General features: G+C 60.3%; 10 protein-coding genes and 1 other RNA gene. 2 read left to right on the forward strand and 9 right to left on the reverse strand.

Features of this window, described 5'->3' with window-relative positions; genetic code table 11:
• Positions 1 to 4: 4 nt before the first annotated feature.
• From mraY to rsmI, 9 genes are all read right to left on the reverse strand, one after another.
• Positions 5 to 1,087, reverse strand: coding sequence for a phospho-N-acetylmuramoyl-pentapeptide-transferase (gene mraY / locus J0G10_RS25600; RefSeq protein ID WP_007917000.1), 1,083 nt, complete (start codon positions 1,085 to 1,087; stop codon positions 5 to 7).
• Positions 1,087 to 2,454, reverse strand: a complete 1,368-nt coding sequence (locus J0G10_RS25605) for a UDP-N-acetylmuramoyl-tripeptide--D-alanyl-D-alanine ligase (RefSeq protein ID WP_095050651.1) — start codon at positions 2,452 to 2,454, stop codon at positions 1,087 to 1,089. Before J0G10_RS25605 ends, mraY begins: the two co-directional genes overlap by 1 nt.
• Complete coding sequence (locus tag J0G10_RS25610) at positions 2,447 to 3,910, reverse strand: UDP-N-acetylmuramoyl-L-alanyl-D-glutamate--2,6-diaminopimelate ligase (protein WP_095050650.1); 1,464 nt, start codon at positions 3,908 to 3,910, stop codon at positions 2,447 to 2,449. Before J0G10_RS25610 ends, J0G10_RS25605 begins: the two co-directional genes overlap by 8 nt.
• Positions 3,910 to 5,649, reverse strand: a complete 1,740-nt coding sequence (locus J0G10_RS25615; RefSeq protein WP_176471303.1) for a peptidoglycan D,D-transpeptidase FtsI family protein — start codon at positions 5,647 to 5,649, stop codon at positions 3,910 to 3,912. Before J0G10_RS25615 ends, J0G10_RS25610 begins: the two co-directional genes overlap by 1 nt.
• Positions 5,649 to 5,942, reverse strand: coding sequence for a cell division protein FtsL (ftsL, locus tag J0G10_RS25620; protein WP_007917008.1), 294 nt, complete (start codon positions 5,940 to 5,942; stop codon positions 5,649 to 5,651). The genes J0G10_RS25615 and ftsL overlap by 1 nt, the downstream gene beginning before the upstream one ends.
• Entirely contained in the window at positions 5,939 to 6,886 is a 948-nt protein-coding gene (rsmH, locus tag J0G10_RS25625) for a 16S rRNA (cytosine(1402)-N(4))-methyltransferase RsmH (protein WP_371748248.1), read from the reverse strand. The genes ftsL and rsmH overlap by 4 nt, the downstream gene beginning before the upstream one ends.
• Positions 6,883 to 7,338 carry a division/cell wall cluster transcriptional repressor MraZ gene (gene mraZ, locus J0G10_RS25630; protein ID WP_007917012.1) on the reverse strand — a complete coding sequence of 152 codons (456 nt, stop codon included), beginning with the start codon at positions 7,336 to 7,338 and terminating at the stop codon, positions 6,883 to 6,885. The genes rsmH and mraZ overlap by 4 nt, the downstream gene beginning before the upstream one ends.
• Positions 7,339 to 7,740: 402 nt before the next feature.
• An RNA gene (gene rnpB, locus J0G10_RS25635) (RNase P RNA component class A) lies at positions 7,741 to 8,094 on the reverse strand.
• Positions 8,095 to 8,167: 73 nt separating this feature from the next.
• On the reverse strand, positions 8,168 to 9,073 hold the full coding sequence (gene rsmI / locus J0G10_RS25640) for a 16S rRNA (cytidine(1402)-2'-O)-methyltransferase (protein ID WP_093430688.1): 906 nt from the start codon (positions 9,071 to 9,073) through the stop codon (positions 8,168 to 8,170).
• 177 nt (positions 9,074 to 9,250) lie between these two features.
• Between rsmI and J0G10_RS25645 the strand changes: the two genes are divergently transcribed.
• Positions 9,251 to 11,062 (forward strand): penicillin-binding protein activator, encoded by a 1,812-nt coding sequence (locus J0G10_RS25645; RefSeq protein ID WP_095050648.1) that lies wholly within the window; start codon positions 9,251 to 9,253, stop codon positions 11,060 to 11,062.
• Complete coding sequence (locus J0G10_RS25650) at positions 11,062 to 11,424, forward strand: YraN family protein (RefSeq protein ID WP_220556973.1); 363 nt, start codon at positions 11,062 to 11,064, stop codon at positions 11,422 to 11,424. The genes J0G10_RS25645 and J0G10_RS25650 overlap by 1 nt, the downstream gene beginning before the upstream one ends.
• The last annotated feature ends 43 nt before the right edge of the window (positions 11,425 to 11,467 follow it).

Genomic DNA, 11,467 nt, shown 5'->3' on the forward strand with positions numbered 1-11,467 from the left:
CGTTCTACCTCAGCTTCAGGGTGGCAAGGCCGATCAGCACGAGAATCACGGTGATGATCCAGAAACGGACGATCACGCGCGGCTCGGGCCAGCCCTTGAGTTCAAAATGGTGGTGAATCGGTGCCATGCGGAACACACGGCGACCGGTCAGCTTAAAGGACGCAACCTGAATGACGACTGACAGGGTTTCCATCACGAACACACCGCCCATGATGAACAGGACGATTTCCTGACGGACGATCACCGCGATGGTGCCCAGTGCCGCGCCGAGTGCCAGTGCACCGACGTCGCCCATGAACACTTGCGCCGGATAGGTGTTAAACCAGAGAAAGCCGAGGCCGGCACCGATCAGCGCACCGCAGAACACGATCAGTTCACCCGCGCCCGGCACGTAAGGGATCAGCAGGTACTCAGCGAATTTCACGTTACCCGACAGGTAGCAGAAGATGCCGAGGCCACCGCCGACCATCACGGTTGGCATGATCGCCAGACCGTCGAGGCCGTCAGTCAGGTTGACTGCGTTGCTCGAACCGACGATCACGAAGTAAGTCAGCACGATGAAACCGAGGCCCAGCGGAATGCTGTAGTCCTTGAGCATCGGCAGGATCAGCGTGGTTTCCACCGGGGTGGAGGCGGTCATATAAAGGAAGATCGCCGCGCCGAGGCCGAACACCGACTGCCAGAAATACTTCCAGCGGCTCGGCAAGCCACGGGAGTTCTTCTCGATGACCTTGCGGTAATCGTCGACCCAACCGATGGCGCCGAACAGCAGAGTCACCAGCAAAACAGTCCAGACGTAGCGGTTGCTCAGGTCAGCCCAAAGCAGAGTGCTGACGCCGATCGAAGACAGAATCAGCGCGCCGCCCATGGTCGGGGTGCCCGACTTGGACAGGTGCGATTGCGGACCGTCGTTACGCACGGATTGACCGATCTGACGGTTCTGCAGGGTGCGGATCATCCACGGGCCATAGCACAGCGACAAAACCAGCGCGGTCAGCACACCGAGGATCCCGCGCAGGGTCAGGTACTGAAAGACCGCGAAGCCTTTGTAGAACTGTTGCAGATACTCCGCTAGCAGCAGCAGCATTAATGTTTCTCCAGACTGGGCCCGCACAGAGCCGCAACGATGTTTTCCATCGCTGCACTGCGCGAACCCTTGATCAAAATGGTGGTGTTTGTGTCCTGCTCGGCGTCGAGGGCCTGAATCAGTTCGGCTTGGCTGCCGAAGTGATAGGCCTGTTCACCGAAAGCGTTTACGGCGTGAACCATGTTTGGCCCAACGGCATAAAGCGCGGAAACCTTGCCCCGGGCGTACTCGCCCACGTCGCGGTGCCCCTGCTCCGCCCAATCGCCCAACTCGCCGATATCTCCGAGCACCAGGACGGTGCGGCCGGAAAAGCCGGCGAGTATATCAACGGCCGCGCACATCGAGGTGGGGTTTGCGTTGTAAGTGTCATCGATCACGCGCATACCGTTTTTCGCCAGTTGCGCGACGGTGCGACCCTTGACCGGTTGCACGGCGCCAAGCCCGGTGGCGATGCCGAACAGCGACACGCCCAAGGCGTGAGCGGCAGCGGCGGCAGCCATGGAATTGGCGACGTTATGGGTGCCGAGCAGGTTCAGTTGAACGTGCTCGACACCTTCAGGTGTGTGCAGATTGAAGGCCGGGCAACCACGGGCATCAGTGGTCAGGTCGCTGGCGTAGAAGTCAGCCTGAGTGTTGCTCAGGGCGAAGGTCAGCACTTTGCGCACGCCCGCACGGGTCTTCCAGATGCCGAAGGCTTTGTCATCGAGGTTGAGCACGGCGACGCCGTCGGCCGCCAGCCCGTCGATGATTTCGCCTTTGGCTTCGACGATTTTTTCCGGGCCGCCAAACTCACCAACGTGCGCGGTGCCGGCATTGTTGAGGATCGCCACGTGAGGCTTGGTCAAGCCAACGGTGTAAGCGATTTCGCCGAGACGCGAGGCGCCCAGTTCGATCACCGCCGAAGTGTGTTCCGGGGCCAATTCGAGCAGGGTCAGCGGCGCGCCGAGGTCGTTGTTCAGATTGCCACGGGTCGCCAATACCGGACCGCGCGTGCGCAGGATGCTCGCGAGCATTTCCTTGACCGTGGTCTTGCCGCTGGAGCCAGTGATGGCAGCGACTGGCTGAGTGAATGCAGCACGGTTCAGCGCGCCCAATTGGCCGAGGGCCTGACGGGTGTCTTTGACCAGCAGTTGCGGCAGCGTGCTGTCGGCAACTTCACGTTCGACCAGTGCAGCGACGGCGCCTTTGGCGGCGACATCGTTCAAGTAGTCATGACCGTCGAAACGCGGGCCGGTCAACGCAATAAACAGTTGACCCGGCTGGATCGCACGGCTGTCGATGCTGACGCCGTCGAAACTGGCATCGGCGGCGATCAAACGTGCGTCGAGCGCGTTGGTCAGTTCGCTGAGTTTGAGGGCCTTAAGCATGGGCCACCTCCCACGCGGTCAGGGCGTGATCAGCCTCGACCAGATCAGAGAAGGCATGGCGCTCGCCGTTGATTTCCTGATAGTCCTCGTGACCTTTACCGGCCAGAACAATCACGTCATCGGCCGAGGCGCCCGCAATCAGTTGTGCAATCGCCTGACCACGGCCGGCGACGAAAGTGACTTTATCCACAGCCGTGAAACCGGCGCGGATGTCATCGAAAATCACTGCCGGATCTTCAGTGCGCGGGTTGTCGTCGGTGACCAGCACCTGATCGGCCAGACGCTCGACCACTTCGGCCATCAACGGACGCTTGCCGCGATCACGGTCACCGCCGCAGCCGAACAGGCACAGCAGTTGACCTTTGACGTGCGGGCGCAGCGCGGTCAGTACTTTCTCCAGTGCATCCGGGGTGTGGGCGTAATCGACCACCACCAACGGCTGCGTGCCGCCACCCAGGCGCTGCATGCGACCGGCCGGGCCCTCGAGTTTCGGCAGTACTTTGAGAATTTCGTCGAGCGCGTAATCCAGACCGAGCAAGGCACCGACCGCTGCCAGTACGTTGCTCAGATTGAAACGACCGAGCAGGGTGCTACGCAGATGATGTTCACCCTGCGGCGTGACCAGTGTGGCGCGCACGCCGTGATCGTCGAACTGCGCTTCGCGGCAGAACAGGTAAGCGCTGCTGTCGAGCAGGCTGTAGGTGATCAAGCGCGATTCACGTTTTTCCGCGGCCAGTTGCCGGCCGAAATCGTCGTCGAGGTTGACCACGCGGCACTTCAGATCATTCCAGGCGAACAGCTTGGCCTTGGCCTCGGCGTACGCCTCCATAGTGCCGTGATAATCCAGATGATCGCGGGACAGGTTGGTCATCACCGCGACGTCGAACGCCAGCGCCGTCACGCGGCCCTGATCCAGACCGTGGGACGACACTTCCATGGCCACGGCTTTGGCGCCGGCCTTTTTCAGGTCGCCCAAGGTCGCTTGCACCGCGATCGGATTCGGCGTGGTGTGCAGACCGCTTTGCAGTGCGCCATAGAAGCCGGAACCCAAGGTCCCGACGATGCCGCAATGCTGGCCGAGCAAATCCAGCGCCTGCGCGACCAATTGGGTCACGCTGGTTTTACCATTGGTGCCGGTCACGCCAATCAGGTTCAGGTGATGACTTGGCTCACCGTAAAAACGCCCGGCGATGTCCGACAGCTGCGCTGCCAGGCCTTTGACCGGAATCAGCGGCACGTCAGTGATCGGCAGCACGGTGGCGCCTTCCACTTCATAGGCTACAGCCGCAGCGCCACGCTGCAAGGCATCGGCGATGTGCGCACGGCCATCGAATTTGCCGCCCGGCACGGCGAGGAACAAATCGCCCGCGCGCACGTTGCGGCTGTCCAGCGCCAGTTCACGGATCAACAGATCGTGGCCGGCGTGGGGGAATATCTTGTTCAGACTTAATGACATCAGCCGCGCCCTCCATTGGCTTTCAGCGGTATGACCGGGGTGGCGTTGGCCTGCTGTGTCGTCGGCAAGTTGTCCGGCGTTACGTTCATCAGGCGCAGGGTGCCGGACATCACACGGCTGAACACCGGCGCGGAAACCAGACCACCGAAGTAACCGGCCTTGCTTGGCTCATCGATCACGACAACGATGGCGTAACGCGGATCGCTCATCGGGCCGAAACCGGCGAACAGCGAGCGGTAAGAGTTTTCCGCGTAGCCTTTGGTGCCCACCGAGGTCTTGCGCGCGGTACCCGACTTGCCCGCTACGTGATACGCCGGCACCTGCGCACGGAACACGCCGCGCGGCGCTTCGATCACCTGGGTGAGCATGCCTTGCAAGGTTTTCGCCACGGCTTCCGGCAGCACTTGCGTGGTCTGCGGCGGCTTGTCGGTTTTGATCAGGGTCAACGGCGCGAGACGACCGTTGTTGGCCAGCGCCGAGAACGCGTGCACCAACTGAATCGCGGTCACGGAAATACCGTAGCCGTAGGACAGGGTCGCAGTTTCAGCCTTGCGCCAATCGCGGTAGTTCGGCAGGTTACCGACACGTTCGCCCGGGAAGCCGAGGCCGGTGTCCTGGCCGAGACCGACTTTCTGCGCGAGGCGGAAAATCGTTTCACCGCCGATATCGAACGCGACCTTACTCATGCCGACGTTACTGGAATTGATCAGGATGCCGGTCAAGTCGAGCACCGGACCTTCGCTCTTGGAAACGTCCTTGATCGTGTATTTGCCGATCTGCAGGGAGCCCGGATACACCTCGACGGTGTCGCTCGGTTTCCAGCGGCCGGTTTCGATTGCAGCGGCCATCGAGATGGCTTTCATGGTCGAACCCGGTTCGAACACGTCGATCATCGCGCGGTTACGCATCATGGCCGGTTGCAGATTGCGGCGGTTGTTCGGGTTGTAGGTCGGCTGGTTGACCATGGCGAGAATCTCGCCGGTCTTGACGTCCATGATCACCAGGCTGCCGGCCTTGGCGCCGTTCTCGATGATCGCGTTGCGCAGTTCGCGGTTGGCCAGATATTGCAGACGCAGGTCAATGGACAACGCCAAGGGCTTGCCGGCCTTGGCGTTTTTGGTGACCTGAACATCCTTGATCAGCCGACCGCGCCGATCCTTGATGACTTGTCGTTTGCCCGGCACCCCGGCGAGCCATTCGTCATAAGCCAACTCGACACCTTCACGACCGTGGTCATCGATGTCGGTAAAACCGACCATGTGCGCGGTGACTTCACCGGCCGGGTAGAACCGGCGGAATTCTTCGATGCCGTAGACGCCTGGGACTTTCAGATCGAGCACAGCCTGGCCTTGCTCGGGGGTCAGCCCGCGCACCAGATAAATGAATTCTTTGTTGGCCTGGGCTTCAAGGCGCTCGGTCAGGGCTTTGGGATCCTGACCCAGCGCGGCGGCAAGTGCCGGCCACTTCTCTTTAGCGGTTTGCATTTCCTTGGCGTTGGCCCACAGCGTGGTCACGGGGGTACTTACAGCCAAAGGCTCGCCGTTACGGTCGGTGATCAGACCACGGTGAGCCGGAATCGGAATGTGACGCAGACTGCGCGCGTCGCCCTGACCTTTGAGGAAGTCACGGTCAACCACTTGCAGGTCGATGATGCGCCAGCAGATCGCCGCGACCATGATGCCGAGCAGCGCCACCATCAGGCGGAAGCGCCATGGGAACAGTGCGCCTTCGAGTTTCATCATGGCGCCACCATCTTCACGTCAGCCGCGCCAGGAATGTGCATTTTCAGTTGCTCGGTAGCCAGCACTTCGATGCGGCTGTGCGCGGTCCAGGTGCTTTGCTCAAGAATCAAACGCCCCCACTCGGCCTGCGCCTTATCACGCACGCTGAGTTCGTTATAAAGGGTGTTGAGCAACTGCCGGTTCCAGTGCGCGCTGTACGACACGGCGATGGCCGAGACGAGCACGCCGATAAACAGCAGCAGCATCAGAAAGCTGCCGCCGGGCAGTGGCTTGGCGAAAAGCTTGCTCACCGCAGCTTCTCCGCGACGCGCATGACGGCGCTACGGGAACGTGGGTTGGCTTTGAGTTCGGCGTCGGAGGCCGTCTGCGCTTTGCCATGGACTTTGATTTTCGGTTCGAACGCGACATGGCGAACCGGCAGGTTGCGCGGCAGGTTGTCGGCTTCGCCTTTCACCAGCTTGCGCATGAACAATTTGACGATGCGGTCTTCCAGCGAGTGGAAGCTGATCACCACCAGACGGCCGCCAATTTCCAGAGCATCCAGTGCGGCTTCGAGGCCGGCTTCCAGATCACCCAGCTCGTTGTTGACGTGAATGCGCAAACCCTGGAATGCACGGGTGGCCGGGTTCTTGCCCTTTTCCCATGCCGGGTTGGCGACTTTCAATACTTCGGCCAGATCGGCAGTGCGCTCGAACGGTTTGATATCGCGACGCTCGGCGACAGCACGGGCCATGCGACCGGAGAAACGTTCTTCGCCGTATTCCTTGAACACCCGGGCGATTTCCTCAGCCGGCGCGGTGTTGACGAATTCGGCAGCGCTGATGCCGCGGGACGGATCCATGCGCATGTCCAGCGGGCCGTCGTTGAGGAAACTGAAGCCGCGCTCAGCGTCGTCGAGCTGCGGCGAAGACACGCCCAGATCGAGCAGAATGCCGCTGACCTTGCCGGCCAGACCTTGCTCGGCAACCACCGAACCCAGTTCGGCAAAGCTGCGCTGCACAACGACAAAGCGGCCGTCTTCGGCCGCTAGCGTTTGCCCGGTGGCAATCGCTTGTGGATCTTTGTCGAACCCGATGAGCCGACCGTCCGTGCCGAGCTGGCTGAGGATCAGCCGGCTGTGTCCGCCGCGCCCGAACGTGCCGTCCAGATAGCAGCCATCAGGACGTACGGCGAGAGCCTCGACGGCTTCGTCAAGCAGTACGGTGATGTGGTTAAAGCCGCTATCAATAGTCACAGGATCAAATCACGCAGTTCATCAGGCATCGCGCCCGGTTGTTGAATAGCAGCAAGGTCAGCGGCAGATACCGCGTTCCATGCATCCTCGTCCCACAATTGGAACTTGTTCAGTTGGCCTACCAGCATCGCGCGCTTATCGAGCTTGGCGTATTCGCGCAGACGCGGTGGAACCAGAAAACGACCGCTGCCATCGAGTTCGAGGTCGACGGCATTACCAATCAGCAAACGTTGCAGGCGACGGTTTTCTTCGCGAAGCGAAGGAAGCGCGCGCAACTTGGTTTCAATAATTTCCCACTCGTCGAGCGGATAGACACACAAACACGGATCAACGGCATCAATGGTCACGATCAATTGGCCAGAACTACGCGAATCGAGCTCGTCACGGTACCGGCTCGGCATGGCGAGACGGCCCTTTGCATCGAGACTGATAGCGTTAGCTCCGCGAAACACGTCTGCGTTTCTCCAATTTTTATCGTTTTGAGCTCAAAAAACCCACTTCATGCCACTTTCCGCCACTTGCGCACACTATAGGAATGCGCCCACCACACCGTCAAGGCGCGGATTAAAGGAAAACCCTTACAGAACGGAGATTTAGGAGCATAAAAGGAGGTGCAACGAGAATCTGACGGATACTTTTGACCAATAACTTGATGCAGCACTGAAAGCTGCGCTCGAAAGTTAAAGTAATTTGTTAAGAGTAAGATTTTTTCGGTATTACAAAAGCGCTTCTGCTGTTGATTGAAGCAAGGTGGGAAATGGCTATTACTGCGTTTGCCGCTGCCGGACTTTCAGAGCAGGCCTGCTGATATTACACAGCCCTGTTGCCAATGATTCAAGCAGGGAAAGAAAAAGGTGGAGAGTCGATCTGTAAGCCGGGTTCTGTCTTGAACAGTCATTCGTCTACGATGGCCATCACTGGACATCTTTAGCAACCTACCCGGTCCCAGCGCGGGCCACGCCTTGAGACCCTATTTGGTCTTGCTCCAAGTGGGGTTTACCTAGCCACGAACTGTTGCCAGACGTGCGGTGCGCTCTTACCGCACCTTTTCACCCTTACCGGCGCCGAAGCGCTTAGGCGGTTATTTTCTGTGGCACTTTCCGTAGGCTCACGCCTCCCAGGCATTACCTGGCACTTCGCCCTATGGAGCCCGGACTTTCCTCCCCCCCCTAATTTTCATAGAGGGCAGCGACTGTCCGATCGACTCTCCGCCGCGAAGGTTAACGGCAGAGCGCCCGAAGAACAAGCGCTAAAAGCCTCAAGACCGCTATGGGTGACGGCCTACACGCCTTTCTGTTTCTCCAGCGCGACCTGATACAGCACGTTTTTGCGCTCGCCTGTGATTTGTGCTGCCAACGCGGCGGCACGCTTGAGCGGCATCTCTTCGAGCAACAGATCAAGAATACGCATCGCCTCGCTGCTGACGGCATCCTCGGACTCCGGTGCCGTCCAGCCCGCCACCAGCACTACGCATTCGCCACGCTGCTGATTGCTATCGGATTCGACGAACGCGCGCAACTCTGCCAATGGCAGACCTTTGAGCGTTTCGAAGGTCTTGGTGATCTCGCGGGCGAGCAATGCCTGGCGCTCACCGCCAAACACGGCTTCCATATCCTGCAGACATTCAAGAATGCGGTGCGGGGCCTCGTAGAAAATCAACGTACGCGGCTCTTCTTTAACCGCTTCCAGTCGCGCCTTGCGTCCGACCGACTTGGCCGGCAGAAAACCTTCGAAGATGAAACGGTCAGACGGCAGACCGGCCGCCGACAGCGCAGCGATAAGGGCACAGGCGCCCGGCACTGGCACGACATTGATCCCGGCCGCGCGGGCCTGACGCACTAGGTGATACCCCGGATCGGAAATCAGCGGCGTTCCCGCATCGGAAATCAACGCGACGTTATCACCCGCCAGCAAGCGGGTAATAAAGCGGCTACCTTCATCTCGTTCATTGTGTTCATGACACGCGGCCAGCGGCGTGCCGATCCCGAAGTGTTGCATCAGGCGCGCCGAGTGACGAGTGTCTTCGGCAGCGATCAAGGCCACTTCGCGGAGGATCTTCAGGGCCCGGGCGCTGATGTCGTCCAGGTTGCCGATGGGCGTCGCCACCACATAAAGCGAGCCAGCAGCGGAATTCAGGGAACCTGGAGCAGTCAAAGCGCACACCTCGTGATCGGTAAAAGCGGCCATTGTAGCGCGACACGAGGCTTGCGACGCGCTTCGAGCCACCACGGTTTTGTCCGTGGTTATGCAGCACTGCAACATTTACTTCAGCTAAATCGTCCGATTCACGCCAGTAACATCGCGCCCCGGCCAGTGCTTGGGTACAATTCGACGCTAATTTGATCGAGTATCAGGAACACTTACATGATCGCTTGCCTGCGGCTGTTCACTGCCCTCTGCCTCGCTGCCTTGTTGGCGGCTTGCGCCAGCTCCCCTTCCTCCAGCCTTGGCGAACTTCCACGGACCCCGGATGCCAGCATCGAGCAACTGCTCGAACAGGCTAGCCAGGCGAAAACCCCGGAAAAAGCCGCCCTGCTGCGCCTGAGCGCTGCGGATCTGGCTTACCGTCAGGGTAACGCCGGACAGTCCGCGCAGATCCTTCAACAAGTGCCAATGGAGCAACTGAAGCCAGGCCAGCAGATTTTCGCCAGCACGCTGAATGCTGAACTGGCCATGACCCGCAATCAGCCGAAAGCCGCGCTGACTGCCCTGAGCCATCCAAGCCTGCAGCACTTGGGCGAGATGCCTGAAGAGCAGCAAGTGCGCACCGGCACCGTACATGCCCGCGCCCTTGAGGCCGATGGCCAGACCCTGGCCGCTGCCCGCGAGCGCGTGTTCATCGCGCCGATGCTGCAAGGCGACGCCGCGAGCAAGAACCACGAAGCGATCTGGACCCTGATCGGCTCGCTGCCAACTGATCAACTGCAACCGAACAGCACCGACGATCTCGGCGGCTGGATGGGGCTGGCCATGGCAGTGAAATCCGCTGGCACCCTGGAACAGCAGCAAGCGGCGATCGACACCTGGCGCGCGCAAAATCCAAAGCATCCGGCCGCCATCAACCTGCCGTTGCCACTGACCAAACTCAAGGAACTGGCCAGCCAGCCCCTGAGCAAGATCGCCCTGCTGCTGCCACAGGACGGCCAGTTGGCCGCTGTCGGCAAGGCACTGCGTGAAGGTTTCATGGCTGCGCACTACCAGGCTCAACAGGCCGGGCAAAAGCCGCCAGCGATCGAGTTCTACGACAGTTCCAAGCTGACTTCGATGGACGAGTTCTACCGCAAGGCTCAGGCTGACGGCGTGCAACTGGTCGTTGGCCCGTTGGAAAAACCACTGGTCAAACAGTTGAGCACTCGCCCGCAACTGCCGATCACCACCCTCGCGCTGAACTACAGCGAAGGTGATCAAGGCCCGGCGCAATTGTTCCAGTTTGGCCTGGCGGCTGAAGACGAAGCCCGCGAAGTATCGCGCCGCGCCCGTGCCGATGGCCTGCACCGCGCCGCGATCATGGTGCCGAAAGGCGAATGGGGCGACCGTGTACTGCGTGCTTTCAGCCAGGACTGGCAGGCCAACGGTGGCAGCATCGTCGCCACTGAACGGGTTGATCAGCCTGTGCAACTGGCCCAGCAGATAGCCGACATGTTCCAGCTGCGTCAAAGCGAAGCCCGCGCCAAGAGCCTGCAAAATGCCGCCGGCACCAACGTAGCCGCGCAGCCTTCGCGTCGTCAGGACATCGAATTCATCTTCCTCGCCGCGACCCCGCAACAGGCGCAGCAGATCAAGCCAACCCTGAACTTCCAGTACGCTGGTGACGTTCCGGTGTACGCGACGTCGCACGTTTACAGCGCCAGTGGCGACGTCAACCAGTACAACGACATGAACGGCATTCGCTTCTGCGAAACCCCATGGCTGTTGGACACCAGCGACCCACTGCGTCAGCAAGTGGTTGCGCAGTGGCCGCAAGCCGCCGGCAGCCTCGGTCGCCTGTACGCGATGGGTGTGGATGCCTATCGCCTGGCTCCGCGCCTGGGTCAACTCAAGGCCCTGCCAGACAGCCGCATCGACGGTGAGTCGGGCAGCCTCGGCATGACCCAGACCCAACGCGTTGTGCGCCAGTTGCCCTGGGCACAGTTCGTCAGCGGCCAGGTGCAGCGCCTGCCGGATACCCCGCGCTGATGCCTGACAGGTCACGCTCGCAAAGCGGCAAGGATGCCGAGCGCCAGGCGCTCGAGCATCTGCAACAACAAGGTCTGCGCCTGCTGGCGCAGAACTGGTTATGCAAACGCGGCGAGCTTGATCTGGTCATGCTTGATGGCGATACAGTAGTATTCGTTGAAGTTCGCTACAGAAAAAACACTCAATGGGGTGGCGCGCTCGCTAGCATTGATAGGCGCAAGCAGCAGAAACTGATTTTCGCTGCACAGTATTTTCTTCAGCGCGAATCGCGCTGGGCCAATTCCCCTTGCCGCTTCGACGTGGTGGCCATCGACAGCCATCCGAGTCAGCTGAACTGGTTGCAGAATGCTTTCGACAGTTGATCGCCGGCGTTGCGACCCGGACAATCCCACCGACAAATTTTGC

Source organism: Pseudomonas germanica, from assembly GCF_019614655.1.
GTDB lineage: Bacteria > Pseudomonadota > Gammaproteobacteria > Pseudomonadales > Pseudomonadaceae > Aquipseudomonas > Aquipseudomonas neuropathica.